This window comes from Lacticaseibacillus sharpeae JCM 1186 = DSM 20505, assembly GCF_001436225.1.
In the GTDB taxonomy this organism is placed as follows: Bacteria; Bacillota; Bacilli; order Lactobacillales; family Lactobacillaceae; genus Lacticaseibacillus; species Lacticaseibacillus sharpeae.
The window spans coordinates 1-24,343 of record NZ_AYYO01000022.1; the positions used below are offsets into that span (position 1 = coordinate 1).

The window sequence follows — 24,343 nt, forward strand, 5'->3', positions numbered from 1 at the left end:
TTTTTATTTCAGAAGAACTTGGTCACGAGTGGCTAACTTGATTATAAAATCTGCCTACAAAATTGACCCTAAGATTAATAATATCGATGGGTTGAAGGTACCTGTTGCTACCGAAGATGAGAATGGCAATGCCGGTGATGGCTACACCGTCACCGATACCCCAGAAGGCATCCTCCCTCACACTGGTGGTGCTGGTATCATCGCTATCGTCGTTGCTGGTCTTGCTATCGTGACTGTCGGTGTGATTGCTTACAACCGTCGTCGCGCGAACGCATAATTGTTGATTACAACCACGATATTTGAATCATAGTGATCAGAAACTGCAGACTACGAATTTTGTGGCCTGTAGTTTTTTGGTTAGATTGGTTATACTTGCAGGTGTCTAGACCAAATTTGCACCTGTGAGTTTACATATGGAGGCCGATATTTTGAGCAAAAAGCAAAGCACATCGCACGCGAAGAAGAATAAGAAACGCCTCGGCCTCCTTGATATCCTCATCGTGCTGTGGATTCTCATCGGCCTCGGCGTGGTCGCGTATCCGTTCGTCAGTGATGCGTGGGTGTCCTACCAGAATCAGCAGGTTATCGACCGCTACCAGGCGTACGAAACCAAGAAGAACGCCAAGGCACTGAAAAAAGAGTACGACGGCTATGTCGCCCACAACAAGCAGATGGCTAAGGAAGGCATGACCCCTGGCGTCAGCAGCTTCAATAAGGCCGTCTCTGACCGCGGCAACGACAAGGTCACGGCCAAGCGCAACCAGAAGCAGCTGACCAACGCAACGATTGCGCAAATCACGATTCCGAAGATTGCGGTGAGCCTGCCCGTGTTCAACCACACGACGGACTGGCTGCTGCAGTTCGGCTCCTGTTTGCTCGACGGGACGAGCTACCCAACTGGGGGCAAGAGCACGCACGCCGTCATTTCTGCCCACCGTGGGGTGCCGAACGCGACGTTGTTCACAAACTTGCCGCGGCTGAAGAATGGGGACAAATTTTTCATCAAAATCGGTAACAAGACGCTCGCCTACAAGGTGTACAAGCGCCAGGTGGTCGAGCCGACGAATACCGAGGTGCTCAAGATCCAGCCGGGGAAGGACATCGTGACGCTCATGACGTGCACGCCGTACATGATCAACTCGCACCGCCTGCTCATCACGGGCAAACGCGTGCCGTACACGAAGGCAGACGCGCAGGCTTCCAAGTGGGCGGAACTGTTGAACAAACTAAAGCTGCTGGCGTGGATTCTCGCCGGCATCGCGCTCATCTTCCTGCTCGCACGCCTCATCCGCGGCCTCATGATTGCCCACGGCCGTTACCAGCTCGACTACATCGTCCAAAACGCGGCGGGTGAGCCAGTTCCGGGCGCCGAGATTATGGTGCGCAAACGCGGACTGCGCCGCAAGCTGGTCGCAACGCTGACGGCGGACGAAACTGGTCACGTTGAGCACGAACTGCCCGGTGATCACTACCGTCTGCTGAGCAAGAATGCAGACGTCAAGCGGGCTAAGGCATACGTGAAGAAGTGGCGCGACAAGAACTTCACAGTTAAGCTGCACAAATAATACCAATCTGTTATTAAAAATCTAAATACTAAAAAATGCAAGTTTGCATTTAGGTATAGACCACTACGCATAATCGCGTGGTGGTCTTTTTATTTGTTCCGTATATTCAGGTTTCAACAAAAGGCCGGTATACCCTTTAAAATGGGCAAAAAGCTGTTTTTTTAACGGAAATAGTGTACAATTTGTCCCCATACGGTGTGTGTGACAAAAGAGACGATATACGTCACAAACCATCAAAAATCGGTTAATATTGAAAAATATTTTAGTTTTTTAATTCCGCGTGGTTCCTATCTGGTCCCGTCATGAAAACAAGCCAAATCAACAAGCTGAGAAATGGATATATTTTTGCAATGTTCTTTAATAATTTCACCTGTTGTTTTCCCTGAAAGTGCATGCTACTCTGTTGGCGTTGGCTCGGGGGAACCAGCGGGAGTGGCGTGATTGCTGTGATATTAGCGTTGCGCTGCAAAAATTTGTCTATGACTATTACATACTTTTTGCGGGAGTTGGCCAACACTTTAGGCCAGTTCCCGCTTTTATGTAATTTAACGTTTCGTTATTTTACCTATACCAATTATTGAGACCGTTATAAGGAGGCGAAAATGTGATGCGTGCAAAGACGAACAAGCGACTATTAAAGGGATTAACGTTACTGATGATGGTGCTCGGGTTCTTTGCGGTGTCACAACGTTCGGCGGACGCGGCGGTTACACCAGCTCAGATTCAACCGTTTGATTCGGCAAAGGACATGCAGAATGCGGGGGATGAGGCGGATTTGTTCCTGTACAACGTGTTTTTGACGGGGAACCACTCGGCAAACAAGGCTGATACTGAAGGTGCAATCGCCGTTCAAGGATCCTCCTATATTCCGACTGATGGACAGGGTTTTAACTATGGTGCCTATTTCCAGAAGTCTAAGAACGGTGTCGGTCAGGATATAATTAGTCGCAATAAAATTGTTCTGCTGATTGGCGGAAAAATCTTTAATCATGAAACCAACTCAGTCAAAGTCGGTGGAGGACAAGGGTATTTGGTTACCACCAATGAAGACAACTGGGTCGCTTCAGCAAACATGCAAGCTGCTGGTGGTATTCGACAGATGACGAATACGCAAATGTCGAATACATTTCAGGCCCTAACTGCAAAAGAAAATCAACTGAATGGTCGGCTTGCATCGTACACCCGCGCAACAACTGATGAGAAAGCAGTTGATGGTGGTTATCCGGTAGGTTCATATACAGCGAAGCCTAGTGTTCAGGATCCTCACGTATACGTTGTAAATGTTGAACCTACTAGCGGCGATACGATATACATGCCTCAGGTCGCAGGTCTTGATAAATTAGTTGATGATCCAGAGTTGAAGGAGATTATCTTTACTACCAGTGCCAAAAAAGTTGTGATGGTTGATACAGCTCTCTATCAAAACAACGTGGTAAATATTAATGCTGAGCACAGTAGCGATGCTTATAAGATTGCTACTAAGATATCTAACAAAACATTATTCTATCTTCCAAATGCAACACAGGTAACCAACTATTCCTGTTCAGATGGTAAATCCGCACCAGACATACATGACGGTGATTCGGGCATGAACTCTAGTACGCCGGTGGATGATGATGGTAACGATTTGTATAATGATGACTATTTTGCCAATTACGTTACCCATCAGAGCACTGCCATTGCAGGAACAGTTTTTGCACCCAATGCCACCATTGTATTTCACAGTGGTAACATCAACGGCTACGTCATGGCCAAGAACTTCCACCAGCGCAACGGTGCCGAAGCCCACAACTTCTACAACCCATGGCTGGAATCTACCGACGTTCAGTTCACGAAGATCTGGGATGACGACAGCAACCGTGACGGTATCCGGCCCGAGAAGCTGACCTTCACCGTGTACGACGACCAGAATAATAAAGTCACGACAATCACCATTGATGCCGACAAACTGAACAACCAACAGACGTTCAGCTTGGACAACCTGCCGAAGTACGACACGAACGGCAAGCTGATTCAGTACCACGTGGTTGAAGAGCCGCTTGATAGCGATAAATATGAGTCCAAGACATCAGACGACGGCAAGTCCATCACCAACCAGCACACGCCAGAAACCACCACGTTCCAGGTGACTAAGCAGTGGCTGGACCACAACAACTACCTGAAGCAGCGGCCAGCAGGCGTGCAGATGCAGCTTTACCAACAGGATACCGTCGAAAAAGACGCGCCTGAAGTTAAGGTTGGCCCTCCAGTAACGCTGAATGACGCTAATAAGTGGACCTACAAGTGGGAAGACCTCAAGAAGAACATCGCCGGCGGGCACCTGCTGTTGTACTCAGTCAAGGAAGTCACCACGGTTAAAGGTTACGAGGCGACGAGCACGACTGCTGCGGACAAGCTGAGCACCACGGTCACCAACACCTACCACCCAACCACGTTCCGCGTGCGGCTGACCAAGCACGATGAGAATTCGCACGCCACGCTGAAAGGCGCGACGTACCGGCTCGGGACGGTCACCAAGGACGGCAAGGTGGTCAAGGATGCCACGGCCCAAGACAACGCAACCGACGAACACGGCCAGCTCAGCTTCACGAACATTCCGTGGGTTGCGGACAAAGTCTACTACCTGCAGGAAATCACGGCGCCAAATGGCTATTTGCTGGACGAGAAAATTTATCCCGTCCACGTCAAGGCGGACGCGCAGACGGCTGCCAAGTACGTGATTGAGTTCGATGGCAAAGAATACCCGCTGGAGCTGGACAACGGGAATGCACAGGCTGAGCCGCTGATTGACATTAGTCGCACCGACGCGCCCGCGCCAGTGCTGCCCCACACCGGGGGCGAAGGCCGGCACCCATGGCTAATTGTGGGTCTGACCAGCGTCTTTCTCGGCGGAATTGCGCTCTACTTGCGCAAAGCTTGGGGGGTGATGTAACATGCGCAGAATTTGGCAAAGAATTACGCAGTTACGCCTCCCAATTGCCGTCGTGCTGGCATTGCTACTGGCGATGCTCACGACGGCACCGGCCCGCGGGCAAGCGCTGAGCAGCGATAGTTCCATCAAGGTGGTGCTGCACAAATTGCTGTTTACCCGCGGGCAACTACCCGCTGCAACGCAAAACGACGGTCGCGACTCGCCATTTGGGGACGACGGGGCGCCGCTGGGCAATGTGACTTTCACGGTATACGATGCCACGGCTGATTTCTGGGGGTTGCAGCCGACGACACCGGAAGCGATGGTCACCGCACAGCGCAAGATTGCGGCTGCCAGTTATGCACCGGGTCAAGCACTTGCTGCAGTAACAACGGACGCGGCGGGGCAGGCGACATTTAACCTGCCGCAACGCCGCAATGGCCAAAACGCGGTGTATCTGTTCCGCGAAACGGCCCACCCGGCAAACGTTGCGGGCGGTCAGAACCTGGTGCTGGTGCTGCCAGTGAAGGGCCTGACCAACCGCGTGGATCTCTACCCCAAGAACGAAGAAGTGTACGTGCCCCGCACCACTGGTGGGCAGCGCTTCGTGAAGGTCGATGGGGATACCGGCGATAAGCTGGCGGATGCTGAGTTCGTCGTGCGGAGTGGTTCTGGTAAGTACCTCCACCGCACGGCCGGCAAGAACCAGTGGCAAAGCATTTCGGGGGAAATCACTGAGCAATACGAAGATGCTCAGCTGACGGTGCTGCGTAGTGACAGCAGTGGCCGCTTTGCCATCGACGGGCTCCAGGCGGGGAAATACGCGCTGGTCGAAGTACGGGCGCCAGATGGATACGTGCGCAGCGACCATGCCGTGCCGTTTACCATCCAGGCCGGCAAGTTCAGCGACGCGACGAACTTGATGCGCGTCGTGAACGTGCAGGAGCCGTACCCGCCGCTACCTGACACCGGATTTTTCGGGAAGATTAAGCACTACTGGCACAAGGTGACGGGGTTACTGCCCCAAACCGGCGGCGCCAGGAACACGGTTTTAACGCTGCTGGGGATGCTGATATTCCTGGTTAGTGCATTAGCAATATATTACGAACGCAAACACAATGCGAGGGAGAAAAATAATGAAGCAGAATAACTTTTTGAAGAAGGCACTGACACTTGTCGGTGCGGCAGTCATTGCTGGGGCAGTTGGCCTGGGCGCAAGTAACCACAGTCAGGCAGATGCCGCAAGTGCGCAGACGGAAGTGCACCTGGTTAAGTACGCGATTAGTGGTGATGCGACACCAAAGCAGGCAGATGGGTATGCTGAAGATGCAGACCTCGCAAATAAGGATGTTGTTGCGGGGGCAGAATTCTCAGTTTACGACGTTACTGATAAGTACTGGGAAAACTATGATGCTAAGCTGAAAGGTAAGAGTGCGAATGAAGTTTCTACACTTTTGAACGCGACAATCCCAGACAAAGATGGCAATCCTACGCGTAATGCTTTCTTCGATACTCCAGCAGATGGTGAAACCGAATCGGCATTTAATCCCGACAACGCATTTAAGTCAGGGACAACAGACGAGAATGGTAAAATTGACTTTACCCTCGATAACTACAATGATGCTGGTCAGTACAAGGTTTACCTTTTCCGGGAAGAATCAGTGCCAGCAGGTTACGCAAAATCTGCAGACTTTGTTCTGAGCCTGCCAGCAAAGGGGACAGACGATAACAAGAGCCCCTTGACTGAAGCTTGGGTCTACCCTAAGGACCAAGTCACTGGTAACTACCAACTCAAATTCACAAAGGTTGATGCGAACAATTCGGATGTAGCTCACAACATGCTTTCAGGTGCTATCTTCTACATCACCAAGTCTGAAACGAAGACGGTTGATGGCGAAGAAAAAACAGTAACCAAGTACGCACAAGTTAACGGGATTACAGGTCAGGATGAAGCAGGTAAGGACAATACGCTGAAGGGCTTTGAGGCCGATCAGGCTGTTGTTAAGTGGGTTGATAAAGATAAAGCAACAAAATTTGAATCCGGGGATAACGGGGAATTCGGTTTTGCTGCTGCCACTGAATCTGTTAAGAACGGGGATACGTACGGTCTTAGCGAAACAGGCAAATACGCAATCGAAGAAGAAACCGCGCCAAAGGGTTACAACAAAGATGCAGCTATTAAAGGTAACGAAAAGGACGATTTGAGCGTTAAAACTGAAACTGTTACAACGAATGACGAAACTGCCACTGCCCCAGCTGGCTACACTGTCACCGATACCCCAGAAGGCATCCTCCCCCACACTGGTGGTGCCGGGATCATCGCTATCGTTGCTGCTGGGCTCGCAATCACCGTTATCGGGGTTGCTGCCTACAGCAAGCGCCGCGCGAACGCCTAAGCACTAACGCGTAACTAGCGCACACAAATAAATAAGCATTCGGCTCAAGCCGGATGCTTATTTTTGTGCAATCATTCAAGTTTACAGTGTTTTATTCAAAACCAGTTCGTCGTGCAGCGGGATGCCATCTGCCCCGACAACGGGGATGCTGTCCTTCTTCGTCCGCGCCCGGTCGACGGCGCCACGGATGACCTTGGACATGCGGTAGCCGCGCTTCATGTAAAAGCGCATGGCTTCCAGGTTGTCGTTGGTGGTGGTCAAAACCATCAGTGTCAGTCCGTCTTCAATCGCGCGCCGTTCGGCTTCAGCGAGCAGCGCGGTGCCGATGCCTTGACCCTCTGGGGTGGCGTTCAAGGAGATGATTTCCAGCGCATTGCCGTGGACAGCGTAGGTGATGAGGCCGACCACCTTATCCTGCGGCGTGAGGGCCACTACGCCTTTGAGCGTGTGGATTGGGTAATCGCCCGAGCTAACGACCATGGTGTCTGTCAGCCAGTGCTCCATGAAGTACGCCGAAGCTGTGGCGTCGAAATCAGACTTGTTCGCTAACCGAATATTTTCCATCATCATAATCCCCCTGAAGGCAAGCGAAACGGCGCTTGCGTATTTGCATTACTCTTTCGATTGTAGCATGCACCACCGTGAAGTGTAAGGCTTAGTTCGCCAGCCACTTGCGCACGAGCTGTTTGTGCCCCAGTAGCGTCGGCACCAGCAGGATGAGAGCGAGGATGCCGCAAGCGGGGAAGCCCCAGAGCCCGCTGAAAGCATCCATGACCGACCCGGAGTACAGACTGCCGACCGGCGTGGTGCCCTGGTTGAGCAGGACGTACACGCTCATGACGCGGCCGCGCAGTTCGTTCGGGATGTCGAACTGGAACGAGGCGTTGCTTTGATTAAGGAAAACCATGTTGCAAAAACCGATGAGCACCATCATGAACATTGCCGGCCAGTACGCACGGACGCCGAGCATCAACGTCTGCAGCGCCGCGGTGCCGACCGCCACGCCCAGGTAGATATTACTCTGGAGGCCAAAGCGTGACAGGTAGCTCATCAGGATGGCGGCAATCAAGGAGCCAATTCCGGTCGCCGACAGCAGGTTTGCGTACGCCTGGGCCCCAGAATGCAGCACCGTTTTGGCGAAGATGGGGATGATGACGTTGTTGTTGTAGTTGAGCGTGCACACAATCAGCATCATTTCCGCACTCAGGCGAATCTCGGCGTGGTCCCAGACGTAATGCAGCCCGTCTTTGACATCCGCCCACATCCGCTGGTGCGACACGGTGGCAACCACGTTCGTCTGCTTGATGAGGAACAGGCCGAGCAGGACGGCGAGGTACGAAATCGCGTCGACGAGGAAGCAGAAGCCGACCGAGAACTGGACCATGAGTAGCCCGGCGAGTGACGGTCCGGCGATTTTGGCCAAGTTGAACACGGTGGAGTTGAGCGAGATGCCGTTCATCAGGTTCTTGTGGCCAACCAGCTCAACGACAAACGATTGGCGCGTCGGCGTGTCGAAGCTCTGCAGCACGCCGTACCCGAGCGCAATCAGCAGCACCATCCAGTACTGAACGATGCCCAGGTAGACGATGGTGGTCATGATGACCCCGAGCAGCAGGAAGCCAGCTTGGGTAATAATCAGAATGCGCCGCTTGGGGTAGCGGTCGATCAGCGTGCCGGCCACCAGCGTGAACATTAAGATGGGCAGGAATTGACACGCAGCGAGGATGCCGACCAATAGCGCCGACTTGGTCATCTGGTAGACCAGCCACGTCTGGGCGGTGCGCTGGATCCACGTCCCCATGACGGAGACGCACTGGCCGAGCCAGAAGTAGCGGAAGTTGGGCACTTTGAGTGAAGAGAAGGTGTTGCTGAAGAAGTTCATGGTGGTCAGGTCCTTAGTGGCGAAATATGTACAACCACAGACTAGCGCCTAAGTGGGGTGGGGGCAATGGACAGTTGCTGGTTAGTGAAAAAGTCTAATTTAGTTTCGGGGCATTTGGGTCTAGTTTGCGTAATCTATATGTAGAGACAAAAACGGGTAATGTTCCATTATAACAATAGTGTTATAATGTGGACGGCCCAGTAGAAACGGAGGGCCAATTATGTTTGAGGTTGATTTCTATGCGGACAGTCACGGTGATTGCGAACTGGTTGACTATATTCGTCATCTAGATTCAAGTAAACAGCTGGACGATGTGCGCGTTTTGGGAAAAATTGTTTATCAGATCAACATGTTGCGGAACCTTGGACCGGCGATACATATGCCCCAGGCAAGACATCTTCGCGGTTATGCTGAACCGATTAGTGAATTGCGACCCATGCCAGAACGTATTTTTTATGCGCCTTGGGATGGTAGCCGATATGTATTGCTAAGCCACTACACTAAGAAGAAAAATACAACTGATGTACGCGAGGTGGAGCGTGCATTGCGAATGTTAGGTGACTGGCGTAAAAGAATGGAGTGATATAAATGCCAACTTGGATAGAGATTGAAAAAGGGTTAAAGTCAATTTCCGACGAGGATAAATCGATTATTGATACACTTGCGTTTCTGGTATCAGTTAGAGTTCGCAATGGTTTGACCCAGCAAGAATTGGCGCAAAGAACGGGTATGAAACAATCACAAATTGCACGGCTTGAGCGATTGGACAGTGTGCCGACATTTAACACGATTAACCGTTATGCAAACGGATTAGGGTATGTGCTGAAGATGACGGCGGTACCGCTAGCTGAAGCGAATAGTAAGGCGGATGCCGCGGTTCCGGAATAGCGCTATACGGTGGGTATGTCGCTGTAGATCAAAAAAATGCAATCCATCTCCGCCTTATTGAACACCAGCCAGCCCCAAGTCAACCACTTCTGCGACAACCCGGCCAAATTGCCGCAATTTGACCAATTTTGATTAAAATCTCCTTATTTTTGCGTCGACATTCAGGAAGCGACCTACAATATAGATGTAAACAGTAATCACCAATTTTAGGAGGTATATCAATTATGGCTGAAGTAGATGTAGAAAAGACAGCAACCCTTGATGAACCAATGAACGCGGTGTTTGACTGGAGCGACTCGGAAACCCCAGTTCGCGACGCATTGTGGGACTACTACATGGAGAAGAACTCCAAGGACACCGACAAGACCGTTGTGGACATGAAGCCAACACTGGACATGTCTGACGATGAAGTCAAGGCATTGGCCGAGAAGTTGCTTAAGAAGTAAGACCAAAAAAATGGACGCTGCGCAGAGATGCGGGGCGTCTATTTTTGTCGACTCTTGCTTAATGCCGATGAATATTAGTGATAATCCGAACTGGGATAAGGGTAGCGATGCAGATTATAATCCATAAACTAAGATGTAATAACGATTGCCAGTAGCCAGTATTGGCAAAAATTCCGCTAGTCAAAATGACGTCACTTGGATTTTGCATTGCTGATGGTAAATATTGTAATAAGCGAGTTGGGGCTAAGTCGAGCAGTCCAAGTTGGTTAGCAAATGTTATTAGTAATAGTACACTTGTAATAATCAATGAATTGCGCACCAATAGGGAGAGTATTGTGGCGAATAGGAAAAATAATATCAGCCAGACAATTATCAGCAGAATGTATTTAACTAGGTAATCACGCATCGGCATAATTAGCGTTCCTGACGAATTTGTACGGATGATTGGAAATAACCAGGTGCCGAGGTGCCGATGGAAAACGAGCATTAGAACGACACAAGCAGCCATAATTCCTGCACCAACTGCTATTAACAGTGTGCCCACGATTGTTAGCCCGTTAATTATTGTTTGATTGGTAAAAGTAACTGGCGATGTTTGAAGCAGATTAATTGTACCCGCGTGGAGTTCGTTGGTTACCGTATGTGAGATGAACAAAATGCAGAAAAAAATAATCAGCAAGAAGATTATCTGATACGAAACGGTTGCTGGAATGGACGGCCGTGCCCCCAGCGCACTTATGACTACTGGTAGAACGTCGCTTGCCTGATTGGATGCATTGACGTTTAACTGATGCTTAATTACGTAACGGCAGAAAATTGCTGCATTTGATGCTGGAATAGTGAAATCTGGAAAACCAAGCATAAAGATGTTGGGTGATTTATTCAGTGTTGATAGGACAATTTTGTTTGTTGCTAAGTAATCATCTTGTTCAACGGCCTTAATTATTTGGCTGAACACAGTTGTTGATTGATTGCTTAGACTGAGTGCTTCGGGATTAGTGTTTTGGTGATTACGTTCTATTTGCCTGCGTGCTGCACTTATTTGCAGTGCCTGTTGATCTGCACGACTGGTGCCATAATTTCCGATACCCATGGTTGTGTTGAAGCTCTGACCACCAGCAATGGTAATGGATACTAGTGTGCTCAAAAAAACGAGGGTTAGCATTAATCTATTGAGGCTGACTAGTTTAAGTCTGAATAAACTGAGCATGGTGTTCTCCATAATGTATTTTAACGAATGCCATGTGAATGAAGATGGCTGAGATTGCCCCTACTATAGCGCATTTGGGTTAAATAAAAAAGCATTCTCAAAAACAGAATGCTTTCAATGCTAACACTTATTAATCGATATATGACTTACCTGTAATTGTGCGCCCGTCAACTTCGTATTCAAAGTAGAAACCACCTAAATATGGTACCGGATCACCATTATTTAACGCCTTAACGGATGTGGTGTAGTTAATATCTTCGTAGAACACGGTACCAGTATGTGAAATTGCCATGCGTAAGTGTGCTTGTGCGGCAAGCACACTGGATGCGTTCTTATCAGTGCTCGTGGATTTAGAAATACTTACGACGTTTGATTCGGAATCACTTGCGTTTACCGCAGATGGAGCGGTAACAATCATAATTGAGAGTGCTGCAAGTATTCCGCCAATAATGTGTTTCATAGTTGTATCCTCTCTTTCTTCTGATCAAAGGTAAAAACCAACAGATTACTACCAGGATAAAAATTATCCGTAACCATAGTTTAGCATACAAAGCGTTTTTTTTAGCAAGCGCTTACTAGAAAATAATCATACACATTATAAGGTTACCAGGCCTAACTAGAACTAGTAGTAGTCCTTAAACGCCATGATTTCCATGCCCCGCCGCTGCAGTTCCGCAGTGAGTCCCGGCATGCGCTGCAAATACGCGCTAATGTTCATCTCCTGCAGTGCCGTCTGCGGCAGGTGGGTCAGCAACCTCGCCGTGGCCCCCAGCTCAGCCTCGGTCCAATATTTATGCGCGTGGCAGCCGGTTAGTGCGTGCCGGCGGTTGTCCACGAGCGCATCGGCATACGCGCCATCAAGCAGCCGCCAGCCGCTAAGCATTTGGTCGGTTGCCGCATAGACCGTTTCTTGGTCAGGCAAGGCTGCCACTAGCTGCTTAAAGTACGTGCGGGTCCACACTTCATTGCGCGCCGTTAGCGGCAGTGCGTTCCACCGGCGCATGACCGTTTTGGCACTGGCAATGTCGCCCTTGAACAGATAATCGTGAATGCTGATGTGACACCAAGCAAATGCCACTTTGAGGTAGTCTGGATCGCGGGTGAACTGTTGCATTTTTTGCCAGAGGTGTTCGTGCCGGCCGACTGGCATTAGGGGTAGTAGCGTGTTGATTTGACTAAGCGTCATGGTGCTGCCGGTCAAGATAAAGTGGTCGATGGCGCGTTCCTCTGCGTCCGTTAACGGCCAGTCTGCCCATTGGGTGACTTTTGCGAGCGCGCGGTTGAGGACGGACGGTGGCGTGTCCTGGCGGTTTTCGGCCGCTAGCGGTGGCAGGAGCGCCTGCAAGTCGTTCATGGTGATGTGGAGCCGCTGTAGCACCGTCAGCAAGATGCCAGCCTTGATGTCGCTGGCGCCCTGTTCGAGCCGAATCACCTGCCGCGGACTGAGCAGCCCCTGGTAGAGCTTTGCCTGCGTGATGTCCTGAGCTTCCCGCAAGTTGCGGAGTACTGGCCCAATTTCGTATGCCATTAATGTCACCTTCCCGTTTGCAGTTCATTATAGCCGCTAAACTGAGGACATTAAAGGATGGTGATTGATATGAAAATTAATTTGCAGTGGCTTTGGCGGCACGTACCGCGGTTTGAACTTGTGCTCTTGGCACTATTCGCGTTTCCCGGCAGCTTTGAACAGGTGGCCAACGGGTGGACGTTCGGGCAGATTCCCGCAATGGTGGCCGCGCAGGCGCGTGAGCGGTGGCGGTTTGTGCTCATCGCGGTTGGATTGTACGTGGGTACATATGTCTTTTCGTTTGGCTTCCAGTTCCTGATGCAAGACGTGATTCGGCGAGCGAATATCGCGCTCAAGAGTACCATGTTGCGGGGCAGTTTTGCATCCGGGGAAGATCAGAACGTCGGGCTGAACCGGATGACTGGGGATGCGGTGAAGATTCAGGACCAGTACTTCAACGTCATTGCGGCGATTATCACTGCGGCGTGCACCGCGATTGCGTGCGCGTGGTTGGTGTTTACCAGCAACTGGCAGTTGGGGCTCATCAAGATTGCCTTCTCCTTCCTGGCGATGCTACCCATGGCGTTCGGGGCCAAGTTCATGGCGCGGCTCGGGCAGCGGTGGAGCAGTGCCAACGCGCAAACGGTGAGTGCCGCTAAGGACTGGCTGGCCGGACGGGTGGACGTGATTCAGTACCGGGCCCAGGATACGTTCTTCAGCCGTGTCTTCGGTGCATTGAAGGTGAGCGAGAAGCGGCAGCAGCAACAGAGCAACGGCCAACTGCTCATGTGGACCATCAGCGCGCTGTTTGCGGTGATTTCGTTCTTCGTGCCGCTGGTGCTGGGCTTCTGGTTCCTGCAACACGGACTGTTTGCTGTGACCGCCAGCAATTTGATTGTCATCATGATGACCGGCGATAGCATTTCGTACAACGTGCGCGCGGTTGTTCAGTACTGGAGCCAGATTGCTGGCACCCGCGAATTGCGGCAGCTGCCTGAGGTTCCTGATCTGAGGGTGGCCAGCACTGATCTGCAGGATAGTAGTGTTGCGCTGAACCAGGTTGCGCTAAGTTTTGGCGACCAAACAATCTTGCGGCCAACGACACTGCGGTTAGCTGGTGGGAGCAAGTCCCTCATTTCCGGGCCTTCGGGGAGCGGCAAATCCTCGCTGCTGAGTCTCCTGTCTGGCTGGCGGCAACCAACCGCGGGCCAGGTTCAGGTCGGTGCGCAACCAGCCACGCCAACTAGTGTCACCTACATCACGCAGCAGCCGTGGCTGTTTCACGGCACAGTGCGCGACAACCTCACGCTAGGCCAGGACTTCACGGATGCCCAGCTGCAGTCGGTGCTAGCTGACGTAGGGCTCGATGATGAACTTGGCGCTGACCCGCTCACGCGCATGGTTGACCCGCAGCAAAATGAGCTGTCTGGTGGGCAGCTGCAACGCCTGATGATTGCCCGCGGGCTATTACGTAAGCGGCCGGTGCTGCTGCTGGATGAAATCACGGCGGGGCTAGATGACGCCAACGCTGCTAGCATTCGCGATTTGCTCTACCACCTGCCGAACACGGTGGTGGAGGTGGCGCACCACTATGACCCGCAGCAGCTGGCGGCGTGTCACGTGCAGCATTTGCAATTAACCGCGGACCACACTTTAGCCTAACCATAGTCTGTGAAACATTCGTCGTGCACTTATCCACATGTGCATGACGAATGTTTTGTGTTTGCAGAATTTTGTCCCCAAACAAGTCAGTTCGGTCTTAGGTCTGATTACATCCCATACTCTGCAATGTATAGTATCAAGTGTAGAAAGGTGGTGGCACTGTGGACACGCAATTGAAGAAGGGACTTATTGAGTACACGGTGCTGGCCGCCTTGAGTAAGGGTGACTCGTACGGGTACCAGATCATCAAGGACATTGGGCCGCTGATTGACCTAACCGAGTCGACGTTGTACCCGATTCTGAAGCGGTTCGAGAGTGACAATCGGGTGACAACCTATACTAAGGTGCATAACGGGCGGCAGCGTAAGTATTATCACTTAACGACGCGCGGACTCGCCAGCATTCACCGCTTCTTGGCGGAATGGCCAGAGGTAGTGGCGGTGCACGGATACATTCGGCAGGCGGCAAAGGACTATGTGGATAAGATTGAGCGGGGCGATGAAGATGGACAAGAATGACTTTATGTTAAAGCTCCGGGCGGGGCTGACCGGCAACGTGACGCCGGCCGAAGTGGAGCGGTTGCTAAGTTACTACGCGGAGATGATTGCGGACCTCATGGAAGACGGCGTCAGCGAGCAAGAAGCGGTAGCCAAGATGGGCGATCCCAACGCGATTGTGTTCGAGGCGGTAGATAATGCACATGTGGACAAAGCCGCGCAGAACGCAAACGACGCTTATGCACAGGAACAAACCGCGGCGCACGAGCAGCGGAGCGAGTGGGTACCGCCGGCATATTTGCGCAAGGCACACCGTACCAACTGGGCGCTGATTATTCTGCTCATTGTGACCGCGCCGCTATGGGGCAGCATCGGCTTTGGCATTCTGGCTGTGCTCTTTAGCATTGACATTGCGATTTGGTGCATCCCGTTTGCCGGTGGTTGCCTTGCCGGCGGGCTTGGGATTGGCTGGTTGATGACATTGTTCGCTAGTCCGTTAGCCATTTTGGGCGTTCCGTTCATCGGCATCACGCAACTTGGCCTGGGGTTGGGCCTTATCGGGGCAGCCCTGCTTGCCGGATGGGTGACGTATAAGTTCAGTGCCGTCTTCCTGAAGGCACACATGGCGCTGGTCCACTGGGCGCTTGCGAAGTTGAACCGCGGCAAGGAGGCCTGGTCATAATGCAATTCTTGAAGAATATTTCGATTCCGAAAATCGCCGTTGCCCTGATGGTGGTCGGTGCCGTTATTGCGGTGCTCGGCTTCACCATGTCGGGGTTCAGCGTTCAGAGTTACCACGAGCACCCGAATGCGTGGTACTACATGAATAATTAAATCCTGCAGACACAAAGACGCCCCGGAACATTAGGTTCCGGGGCGTCTTTGCTGTTACTGCTGGGTGGTGATGGTGACCGGGCCGTTCGTGCTCTGGACGTCGAGCTGGGTCTCTTGCCCATCATCGTACGGCAGCTGGTCGGCGGCAAAACTGGCGCCGTTCAGTAAGAGCTGGCCGCTTTCGACCACAACGCGCAGGCCGGGTACCAAGACATTCGTCAGCTTGGTGGCGCCATTCTTCTTGGTGATAATCCCGTCGTTGATCTCCACGTCGCGGATGTTCGTGGTACCGTTCAGGTGATTCAAGTCGATACTCTTGAGTGTGACGCTGGTGATGTTCAGCGTTCCGTTCAGCATGGTCGCCTCGATGCGGACCGGCCGGGGCACCGTAATCACGACGCGCGCAGACTGACCGCTCTCGACTGGGTGCTGCAGCGGGTCTAACTGGGTGATGGTCAGCTTGTGCCCGTTTCGGGTGCAGTTGAACTGGTCGACGGCGGTGTTGTTGATGCTGACTTCGAACACTGGGCCGGGCTGCACACTAAGCTCTGCGGAACTGACATTCCAGCCGAGTGTCGTGATGTTCGCGTCGAACTTCTGGGAAAACGAGGTGAGGTTGTCGGGCTTTTGGGCACTTGGTTGGTGCGGCCGCTTTTTCACGGCGCTTTTGACTCCCAGAATCGCGCCGATTGCCACCCCAATCAGGACAACGATGATGATAATTATTGCAGTAGGCAAATGATGACCCCCATAGATAGGTGCTGAGAATGATTGCGTTAGTGATTTTAATTGAAAAATAGAAACCGTTATCAGTTTAAGCTATCTTGGGTGGTTAGTAAATAGGCGGGCGATTTGGTTTGCACTATTCCACAGCAAATAAACCGCCATTTTTTGTTATTTTAAAAGCAGACACGGCGATTATTGATATTAAATTATGCGGCTGACCCGTTACTGGGCGCGGAACAGGCCGATTTCCTTCTTGATGTCGATGAAGCCGCCGTTTTTCTTCGCTTGCGCGGCAAAATATTGGTCTAATTCCTGCAGCAGATCGTCCGTGATGCCGCTTTGCATGTCGCGGGTCGAAGCAACGTATTCGACGATGGCGTGGGGGTCAGTGACGTGCAGTGAGTTCGGGTACGGCGTCTCGGTGACTTCCGCGAAATCGTGGCTGAGCAGTGCCTGCCCGTTTTGCAGGTTGAAGGGCAGGTTCTGCGCGAACGCAGTGGACGTGGGTTCGACCTGCCGAATGGCTTCGTGCAGGTAATGCTCCAGGCCATTTGTCCCGTTGGCGAGGGCGTACAGGGTGCCACCGGGCCGCAGCACGCGGCGCATCTCGGCGATGGCCTGCGGAATGTCCGCAATGTGGTGCAGCACGTGGTTGGCGATGACCACGTCGAAGCTGTTATCAGGGAACGGAATCTCTTGCACGTCGACTTGCACGACGCTGACTTGCTTGTTGCTGGCGAAGCGGGTCTGGGCCTTTTGCAAGATGCCGACTGCGAAATCAGACAGGGTCAGGGTTGCATCGAGTGGCAGCAGATCCAGGTGGTTCTGCCACAGGTCACCATTGCCGCAGCCGACTTCGAGAATCCGGCGGGCGTGGGCGACGCTAGCGTGCTCAAAGAACCAGTCACGTAAATCGTCGTGATTGGTGTTGTAACGCTGGTGGAAGTGCGCGCGGACCATCAGGTTGTGGTCGTCTGCGTACTGTTGCCGAACAGCGTCAGGGTTTATTATTTTGTCCATTATATGGCCTCTTAAATTTGTGAGTTAGGAACCGCACGTGGCGGTATACAGGTTTTGTGTAGGTTTTAGGTGCGACTAACTTGCACCTTTTTGATGATATCCGTGTGCTCCTACCAGAAATCGGTAGCTCCGCACGAATTTTGCCCACGAGACTGCGCGGGATTTTGCTTCTACACATTTCTAATTATAGGCCGTTGCGTCAAATTCTGCCTGGTTTATGTCATTTAATTAAGAAAGCTTAGGGGAACGTTTAAATTTGCATGGCGGCGACGTGGTGGACGTGCTTTACCACAGCTTGCCGAGATTAACGCCAAGTTGAACAACGGCGGTTGATGTGTGCGATTTCCCCGCGCTACAAAAAATTGAATAAAGCACTTTCATCGTGATAATGCAAGTCTTGCAAGCGGTTTCGCAAACGACTAAGCTAGAGTTAAGAAAAATAATTGCGCGGGTGCAAGTAGCACGTGCGAAGGAAATTACGAGGTGAACGTTATGAATCAAACGAATACGGCCGTAGCAACGGAAAAACTTCATTTTGGTAACGCGGGGGGGCTGATGCAGGCACCACCACTGGCGCTCACTAGTGGGCTCCATGACTTGGAACTCGATAATCCCTTCCTCAAGGTGACCGATCCCGCCGTGATTAGACGCGGGGCCGTCGATACCGACGATGATTGGCTAAGTAGCCAGAGTGGCTCCGACCAGACGCTGGACGACTACTTGCTCGAGCAGGTATATCTTGAGTTTCGCGACGTGCCGCTGCGCAAAGTGCTCATTCAGCTGATTGGGTACCTGGAACCAGACGGCTACCTGCGTAAACCGCTGCGAGAAGTTGAAGCCCAAATTGGCTGCAGCCACGAAATGGCTCAGGACGCCCTGGCCATCTTGCAGACGCTCGATCCAACGGGGGTTGGGGCGCGCGACCTGCGTGAATGCTTGCTGCTCCAGCTGGACGCGGACCCTTCGACCACACCACTGGTGCGCGACATTGTCAGTCAGGCACTGCCGGCGGTGGCCGACAACGCCACTGACCTGTTGTGCCAGCAATTCGACGCCACTGAGGATGAATTGGCAGCCGCCGTTGCGCGGATTAAGCGCCTGTCGCCGGCGCCGGGGAGCTACTATGCGCGTCCCCGTGTGCGGACAGCTGTACCGGAAGTTGAAATCACGGTCGATAAGGACACCGGCACCGTTGTGGCCAGCTTGCTCCGGGATAGCATGGTTAAGGTGGCCTTCGATGACGACTACTACGGCGAGCTGGTGAAGAGCAGAGATGGTAAGCTGCGCCGGTTCCTGTCCCAGCAGCGCAAGGACTATGATTACTTGAGTTACAACTTGAAGAAGCGCTACGAAATCTTGCTCACGGTCGGTGAGTACATCGCTGACGCCCAGAAGGATTACTTCCTGTCCGGGGCGCCGCTGAACAAGCTACTCGTACGTGATGCCGTGGCGGTGACCAAGCTCAGTGCCGGCCAGATTCACCGGGCACTGAACGGCCACTACCTGAAGTGGCAGGGCGAAGTTAAGCCACTGTCGCAGTTCTTCTCCCACCGTTAAACAATGAAACACCCGCCAATTTTGCGATTGGCGGGTGTTTTTGTTACATTGCGTATTTGCGTAAAGCCTCGGCGACCCCGGCGTCATTGTTGCTGGCGACCTTGGTGGGAATGGCGGCCGCAACTGCGGGCAGGGCGTTCCCCATGGCGACGGCCAGGCCCGCCGCCTGCATCATCGGCAGGTCGTTTTCCCCGTCACCAATCGCCATTGTGTTGGCTAAGGGGACGTTCAGCATGCTGGCCAGGTGGCGCAGTGCGCTTTGCTTGGAGACGCCCCGCGCCGTGATTTCGAGGTAGGTGAGCTTAGAACGGCTAATGCTCAGGTCTAGATTATCTTGGTGGCGCAGCAGGGCGTCCAGTTGGTCAATCACATCGGGCTCGGCCATGCACAGGATTTTGTGCACGGGCCGATTCCCGTGCACGAGCGCGTTCAAGTCGGTGATTTCGGGTTGAAAGTTCAGAATGGCCGCTTCCTGATTGCTCCAGTACTCATGCTGATCGACGTACCAATGGGTATTCACGTGGACGTTAATGCTGACGGGTAGCTGTTGGGCATGAATTAAATCATAGATGGTGGCCGCTGCATGGTCGGGTAGTGGCTCCTCATACAGCGTGGTGAAGGAATTGTCCGCCCGGTGGGTTTGGACAATCAGACCGCCATTTAGCGTCACCAGTGGCAGGTCGATTTGCAGCTTATCCGCCAGCGCCGTCATGCCCAGTGCCGGGCGCGCGGAGGCGAGAACGAAGTGGCCCCCCGCGGCGCTGTATTCCTGCACCGCAGCGATGACGCGCGCGGGCAGCTCGTGCTGGTCGTTGATTAATGTACCGTCGATATCACTGAGAACTAGTTGTCGTTGAACCATAAGATAACCTCCCGTTATTATTCGCCGTTTACAAATACATTATAACCTAATCTGGGCCAAGGATTGTTCGGCTTTTTGTGGAACACGTGTTTCATAAATTCTGTAATGAAAAGTACAGACCGAAAATGTATCCGTTTTCTGTGTTAAAATGTCTGTGGTACTTTGTTCCGCGAAAAGTGGTACAGTCGATAAAAACTTTTATATCCGAAAATTTACCGCTATTTTTTATAAGTAAAGTCGGCGAGCCATCTCGGCGGAACATGTTTCGCGAACAGGTCAAATGAACAAAACGAACAGGGGGGATTGTTGATGTTTCCATACGAAAAATTGCAAACATTGAACGAACTCGAAACGGTCATCTACAACTATATTAATCGCCACCCAGCTGAAGTTGAGAAAATGACGATTCGGGAGCTTGCAGCCAAAGCGCACGTGAGCACGACAACGATTCTACGTTTTGCCAGCAAAATGGGTTACGACGGGTATTCCGAGCTGCGGTTTGCGCTCAAGCAGCACCAGAAGACCGTGCTGACGGACCAGCCAGCTGAATATTACGACATCACGGCGCCACTGTCATACTTCTTCAATAAGGTGAACACCACTGACTTCAGCAAGCTGATTGACCAGACGATGGCGCTGATTAACGCGGCACCACTGATTCTGTTTTACGGGGTCGGTAGTGGCGGGGCGCTCGCCGAATACGGGGCACGCTTCTTGTCGAACGCCGGCAAACTGGCGCTGACTATCGCCGACGTCTTCCAGCCCTTCCCGGCCGGCGACCAACTGCCACACGGGTCAGTCATCTTCGTGCTGTCGGTATCGGGTGAAACGCAGCAGGTGATTGAGCTAGTCAGCAAGGTCCAGCCGCACCAGGTCAAGATTATCGCGGTCACTAACCACGGGAACTCGCGGCTGGCGAAAATGAGTGATCTCGTCATTAGCTATTACATGCCGGAGCTCAAGCGTGGCGATTTGAATATGACCACCCAGGTACCAGTGTTGTACCTGATGGAACTCATCGCGCACCGCGTGGACGAGGAACGTGCTGCCCGCAACCGGAAGAAATCTGAGGCAGAAGACTGATCCACCGGGCTTTAGCAGTGTAAGGGGTCCCAAAAAACACAGGCATATGGAACATGTCACGCGAAAGTGACATGTTTTTCTATGTATGACGTGTTTTAACCGCTTACAAAACTATATACACAAACTAGGGAACCGGTTACAGTATATTTGTGATATGAAATCACAACGATTTCGGCCGAAATCATGCGCACTGCAATTTGTATATTGGCCTAGCCAACTACGGGGATGTGGTTGGTGGTCATGAATAATTTGTTGGGAGCAAGAATGGTACAGTTTTTGCTTGACGAGTTGGGTGGGGTTGTCTCATTCGACTCCGTAGTCGAGCGGACCTCCGCTCTAGATAGAAATGGGTGAAATTATGAACGATTACATCAATGAGAAAATTTTACCCAAGGTCATGAAGTTCACGAACAGTAAAATTATTACTGCTTTGAAGAACGGGATGATTTACACCATTCCCTTCATCATTATCGGGTCTGTCTTCCTGATCTTGAGTTCTCTCCCTGTAACCTCATGGGCTGCCTGGATGACCAGCACCGGTTTGGTTCCTTACTTCAACCAAGCCACTAACTTCTCGTTCAACGTTATGTCCATCATCGCCGTTACGGGTATTGCGTACGAATGGGCACGTAATGAAGGTATCGACGCGCTGCCAGCCGGGATTACTGGGTTCATCAGTTTCCTGGTTGTGCTCCAGCCAACCGCTACCATCAACGACCCAACTGGTAAGGTCCTTGTCCAGAACACCCAGCACATCACTGGCTGGATCGACACAAGCTGGCTTGCCGGTAAAGGTATGATTGCCGCAATTATTATTGGTCTTGTAACTGGGTGGGTTTACTCCTGGTTCGTTAAGAACAAGATCACGATTAAGTTGCCAGAACAGGTACCAAGCAACGTTGCTAACTCCTTCATTGCTTTGATTCCTGCTGCTGCACTGGTAACATTCTGGATGCTCGTCTACATGGGCTTTGACCACTTCGCCCACACATCCATGCTTCAGTGGATTTACAACATTATCCAGTCACCACTGCAAGGGATTACCGACTCCTTCGCCGGTGCCCTGATTGTGCCACTGCTGATTTCCTTGCTCTGGTTCTTTGGTGTTCATGGTTCCTCCATTGTTTCCGGGATCATGACCGCTATCCTGCTGTCCAACAGTACCGACAACGCCAAGCTGTTCGCTGCTGGTCACCTTTCCCAGGCTAATGGTGGGCACGTGTTCACCCAGGCCCTTCTCGACCAATTCGGGACCGTTACTGGTGCCGGGATTACCATCGGGATGGTTGTCTACATGCTCTGGTTTGCTAAGTCCGCACAGCTCAAGAGTTTGGCTGGTTTGGAAATCGCACCTGCGATCTTCAACATCAACGAACCAATTCTCTTCGGTGTTCCTATCGTGCTGAACCCTCTGATGCTCATCCCATTCATCGCTGCACCAATGATCTCAATGGGGCTGACCTACATCGTCATCAAGATTGGTTTGATTCCACTCTTCAACGGGGTTTACGTACCTTGGACCACGCCACCAATCATCTCTGGTTTCCTTGTTGGTGGTTGGAAGACCGCTATCTGGCAGGCTCTGATGCTGGTTATGACCTTCTTCGTTTACCTGCCATTTGTCCGTAGCTACGACAAGATGCTCTACAGCGAAGAACAGGCTAACCTGGCTGCTGAAGAAGCTGCTAAGTAGAATCGATGCAGATTGCACAAAGTTAGTTGAATTTCCCACTTCAAGGATTCAACCTAGTGAAAAGTTAATGACAGGGGCTCTGACTTGTGTCACTGCCCCTGTTGTTGTAAGTAGCAATGAATGAGGTATAGAAAAAATGGCAAAGTTACGCGAAGATTTTCTCTGGGGTGGCGCGGTTGCTGCCCACCAACTCGAAGGCGGTTGGCAAGAAGGCGGTAAGGGCGTGAGCGTTGCCGATGTGATGACTGCGGGGGCGAACGGCGTCGAGCGGACGATTACCGACGGCGTACTACCCGGGTACAACTACCCGAACCACGACGCGATTGATTTTTATCACCACTACAAGGACGACGTGAAGCTGTTCGCAGATCTCGGACTCAAGGCATTCCGGACTTCGATTGCTTGGACCCGCATCTTCCCGAATGGTGATGAGACCGAACCGAACGAGGCGGGGCTGCAGTTCTATGACGACCTGTTCGATGAATTGCTGAAGAACGGGATTGAACCCGTGATTACGCTCTCCCACTTCGAGATGCCGTACCACTTGGTGACGGAATACGGCGGTTGGCGCAGTCGCAAAGTCATTGATTTCTTCGTCCGCTTTGCCACCACAGTGTTCAAGCGGTACAAGAACAAGGTCCGTTACTGGATGACGTTCAACGAAATCAACAACCAGGCGAACGTCGGCACGGAATTCGCGCTGTTCACCAACTCTGGCGTCAAGGTCAAGCCGGGTGAGGATGCGGAGAAGGTAATGTACCAGGCGGCGCACTATGAAGTCGTTGCCAGTGCCCTCGCCGTCCAAATCGGCCACCAGATTAACCCCGACTTCCAGATTGGGGCCATGATTGCCATGGTGCCACTCTACCCAATCTCCCCGCGGCCCGCGGATATTTTCAAGGCGGAACGCGCGATTCAGACGCGCTACTGGTTCGCAGACGTGCAGGCGAACGGGGAATACCCGGCCTGGCTGACGCGCTATCAGGAACGGGCCGGCTTCAACCTTGACATCACGCTGGAAGACCGTGACGTGCTCAAGCAGGGGAAGGTCGATTACATCGGCTTCTCCTACTACATGTCCAACACGGTTAAGGCCAAGGACGACGAACCGGATTCCTACAAGTACGAGGAAGACAAGGATATTGTCCGCAACCCAACCGTGGAAGCGTCCGAATGGGGCTGGCAGATTGATCCACAGGGCCTGCGTTACGCCATGAACTGGTTCAACGACCGCTACAAGTTGCCGTTGTTCATCGTGGAGAATGGGTTTGGGGCCATCGATAAGCTTGACGCGGACGGCCACGTGCACGATGACTACCGCGTGAACTACATGCGCGAACACATTGAGCAGATGGAACTGGCCGTTGACGTCGACGGCGTGGACCTGATTGGGTACACACCGTGGGGCTTCATCGACCTGGTTTCCGCCGGGACGGGGCAGATGGACAAGCGTTACGGCCTCATCTACGTCGACAAGAACGACAAGGGTGAAGGCACGCTGGCCCGGTCCAAGAAGGATTCCTTCTACTGGTTCCAGAATGTGATTAAGACAAACGGTGAAGACCTAACTGACGTGGTTCCGGACTATCAGGTATAGGCGAACC

At 52.2% G+C, this 24,343-nt stretch carries 24 protein-coding genes; 16 read left to right on the forward strand and 8 right to left on the reverse strand.

Features of this window, described 5'->3' with window-relative positions:
- The first annotated feature begins 37 nt into the window (after window positions 1–37).
- From FC18_RS05400 to FC18_RS05425, 5 genes are all read left to right on the forward strand, one after another.
- Entirely contained in the window at window positions 38–277 is a 240-nt protein-coding gene (locus FC18_RS05400; RefSeq protein ID WP_162260706.1) for an LPXTG cell wall anchor domain-containing protein, read from the forward strand.
- A gap of 151 nt (window positions 278–428) precedes the next feature.
- A complete protein-coding gene (locus tag FC18_RS05405; protein WP_225353709.1) occupies window positions 429–1,565 on the forward strand; it encodes a class C sortase in 1,137 nt (378 codons plus the stop codon).
- Window positions 1,566–2,172: 607 nt separating this feature from the next.
- Entirely contained in the window at window positions 2,173–4,497 is a 2,325-nt protein-coding gene (locus FC18_RS05415; protein ID WP_054678382.1) for a Cna B-type domain-containing protein, read from the forward strand.
- Between the two features lies 1 nt (window position 4,498).
- On the forward strand, window positions 4,499–5,626 hold the full coding sequence (locus tag FC18_RS05420) for a pilin N-terminal domain-containing protein (protein WP_054678380.1): 1,128 nt from the start codon (window positions 4,499–4,501) through the stop codon (window positions 5,624–5,626).
- Window positions 5,613–6,872, forward strand: coding sequence for a pilin N-terminal domain-containing protein (locus FC18_RS05425; protein ID WP_056975680.1), 1,260 nt, complete (start codon window positions 5,613–5,615; stop codon window positions 6,870–6,872). Before FC18_RS05420 ends, FC18_RS05425 begins: the two co-directional genes overlap by 14 nt.
- 81 nt (window positions 6,873–6,953) lie before the next feature.
- Here FC18_RS05425 and FC18_RS05430 read toward each other — a convergent pair whose 3' ends face one another.
- Window positions 6,954–7,442, reverse strand: a complete 489-nt coding sequence (locus FC18_RS05430) for a GNAT family N-acetyltransferase (protein WP_054678373.1) — start codon at window positions 7,440–7,442, stop codon at window positions 6,954–6,956.
- Window positions 7,443–7,527: 85 nt separating this feature from the next.
- On the reverse strand, window positions 7,528–8,754 hold the full coding sequence (locus FC18_RS05435) for an MFS transporter (protein WP_054678372.1): 1,227 nt from the start codon (window positions 8,752–8,754) through the stop codon (window positions 7,528–7,530).
- 220 nt (window positions 8,755–8,974) lie between these two features.
- Here FC18_RS05435 and FC18_RS05440 point away from each other — a divergent pair, with 220 nt between their 5' ends.
- The 3 genes from FC18_RS05440 to FC18_RS05450 all read left to right on the forward strand — a co-directional run bounded on the left by FC18_RS05440 (window position 8,975) and on the right by FC18_RS05450 (window position 10,088).
- Window positions 8,975–9,337, forward strand: a complete 363-nt coding sequence (locus FC18_RS05440) for a type II toxin-antitoxin system RelE/ParE family toxin (protein WP_054678370.1) — start codon at window positions 8,975–8,977, stop codon at window positions 9,335–9,337.
- Between the two features lie 5 nt (window positions 9,338–9,342).
- A complete protein-coding gene (locus tag FC18_RS05445; RefSeq protein WP_054678368.1) occupies window positions 9,343–9,642 on the forward strand; it encodes a helix-turn-helix domain-containing protein in 300 nt (99 codons plus the stop codon).
- A 224-nt stretch (window positions 9,643–9,866) separates the two neighbouring features.
- Window positions 9,867–10,088, forward strand: a complete 222-nt coding sequence (locus FC18_RS05450; RefSeq protein ID WP_054678366.1) for a P8 family protein — start codon at window positions 9,867–9,869, stop codon at window positions 10,086–10,088.
- Between the two features lie 58 nt (window positions 10,089–10,146).
- Here the strand turns inward: FC18_RS05450 and FC18_RS05455 are convergent, their stop codons facing one another.
- From FC18_RS05455 to FC18_RS05465, 3 genes are all read right to left on the reverse strand, one after another.
- Entirely contained in the window at window positions 10,147–11,298 is a 1,152-nt protein-coding gene (locus FC18_RS05455) for a hypothetical protein (protein ID WP_054678365.1), read from the reverse strand.
- Between the two features lie 130 nt (window positions 11,299–11,428).
- Window positions 11,429–11,758: a hypothetical protein gene (locus tag FC18_RS05460; protein ID WP_054678363.1), complete on the reverse strand. Its 330-nt coding sequence runs from the start codon at window positions 11,756–11,758 to the stop codon at window positions 11,429–11,431.
- Window positions 11,759–11,920: 162 nt separating this feature from the next.
- The gene (locus FC18_RS05465) at window positions 11,921–12,826 is read right to left on the reverse strand and encodes a helix-turn-helix domain-containing protein (RefSeq protein WP_054678362.1); all 906 of its coding nucleotides are present in this window, start codon (window positions 12,824–12,826) and stop codon (window positions 11,921–11,923) included.
- A 69-nt stretch (window positions 12,827–12,895) separates the two neighbouring features.
- Here FC18_RS05465 and FC18_RS05470 point away from each other — a divergent pair, with 69 nt between their 5' ends.
- From FC18_RS05470 to FC18_RS12205, 4 genes are all read left to right on the forward strand, one after another.
- Window positions 12,896–14,467: an ATP-binding cassette domain-containing protein gene (locus FC18_RS05470; RefSeq protein ID WP_162260707.1), complete on the forward strand. Its 1,572-nt coding sequence runs from the start codon at window positions 12,896–12,898 to the stop codon at window positions 14,465–14,467.
- Between the two features lie 161 nt (window positions 14,468–14,628).
- Entirely contained in the window at window positions 14,629–14,985 is a 357-nt protein-coding gene (locus FC18_RS05475) for a PadR family transcriptional regulator (protein WP_054678357.1), read from the forward strand.
- Window positions 14,972–15,646: a DUF1700 domain-containing protein gene (locus FC18_RS05480; RefSeq protein ID WP_054678355.1), complete on the forward strand. Its 675-nt coding sequence runs from the start codon at window positions 14,972–14,974 to the stop codon at window positions 15,644–15,646. Before FC18_RS05475 ends, FC18_RS05480 begins: the two co-directional genes overlap by 14 nt.
- Complete coding sequence (locus FC18_RS12205; RefSeq protein WP_169790597.1) at window positions 15,646–15,798, forward strand: hypothetical protein; 153 nt, start codon at window positions 15,646–15,648, stop codon at window positions 15,796–15,798. The genes FC18_RS05480 and FC18_RS12205 overlap by 1 nt, the downstream gene beginning before the upstream one ends.
- A 54-nt stretch (window positions 15,799–15,852) precedes the next feature.
- Here FC18_RS12205 and FC18_RS05485 read toward each other — a convergent pair whose 3' ends face one another.
- Window positions 15,853–16,536: a DUF4097 family beta strand repeat-containing protein gene (locus FC18_RS05485; RefSeq protein WP_054678353.1), complete on the reverse strand. Its 684-nt coding sequence runs from the start codon at window positions 16,534–16,536 to the stop codon at window positions 15,853–15,855.
- Window positions 16,537–16,746: 210 nt separating this feature from the next.
- Window positions 16,747–17,544, reverse strand: a complete 798-nt coding sequence (locus tag FC18_RS05490; RefSeq protein WP_054678351.1) for a class I SAM-dependent methyltransferase — start codon at window positions 17,542–17,544, stop codon at window positions 16,747–16,749.
- 492 nt (window positions 17,545–18,036) lie between these two features.
- Here FC18_RS05490 and FC18_RS05495 point away from each other — a divergent pair, with 492 nt between their 5' ends.
- Entirely contained in the window at window positions 18,037–19,101 is a 1,065-nt protein-coding gene (locus FC18_RS05495; RefSeq protein WP_056975684.1) for an RNA polymerase factor sigma-54, read from the forward strand.
- 43 nt (window positions 19,102–19,144) lie between these two features.
- Here the strand turns inward: FC18_RS05495 and FC18_RS05500 are convergent, their stop codons facing one another.
- Window positions 19,145–19,963, reverse strand: a complete 819-nt coding sequence (locus FC18_RS05500) for a Cof-type HAD-IIB family hydrolase (protein WP_054678347.1) — start codon at window positions 19,961–19,963, stop codon at window positions 19,145–19,147.
- Window positions 19,964–20,272: 309 nt separating this feature from the next.
- Between FC18_RS05500 and FC18_RS05505 the strand changes: the two genes are divergently transcribed.
- The 3 genes from FC18_RS05505 to FC18_RS05515 all read left to right on the forward strand — a co-directional run bounded on the left by FC18_RS05505 (window position 20,273) and on the right by FC18_RS05515 (window position 24,336).
- Entirely contained in the window at window positions 20,273–21,046 is a 774-nt protein-coding gene (locus FC18_RS05505) for a MurR/RpiR family transcriptional regulator (protein ID WP_054678345.1), read from the forward strand.
- A gap of 358 nt (window positions 21,047–21,404) precedes the next feature.
- Window positions 21,405–22,739 carry a PTS sugar transporter subunit IIC gene (locus FC18_RS05510; RefSeq protein ID WP_054678390.1) on the forward strand — a complete coding sequence of 445 codons (1,335 nt, stop codon included), beginning with the start codon at window positions 21,405–21,407 and terminating at the stop codon, window positions 22,737–22,739.
- 136 nt (window positions 22,740–22,875) lie between these two features.
- On the forward strand, window positions 22,876–24,336 hold the full coding sequence (locus FC18_RS05515; protein WP_054678343.1) for a 6-phospho-beta-glucosidase: 1,461 nt from the start codon (window positions 22,876–22,878) through the stop codon (window positions 24,334–24,336).
- Window positions 24,337–24,343 lie beyond the last annotated feature (7 nt).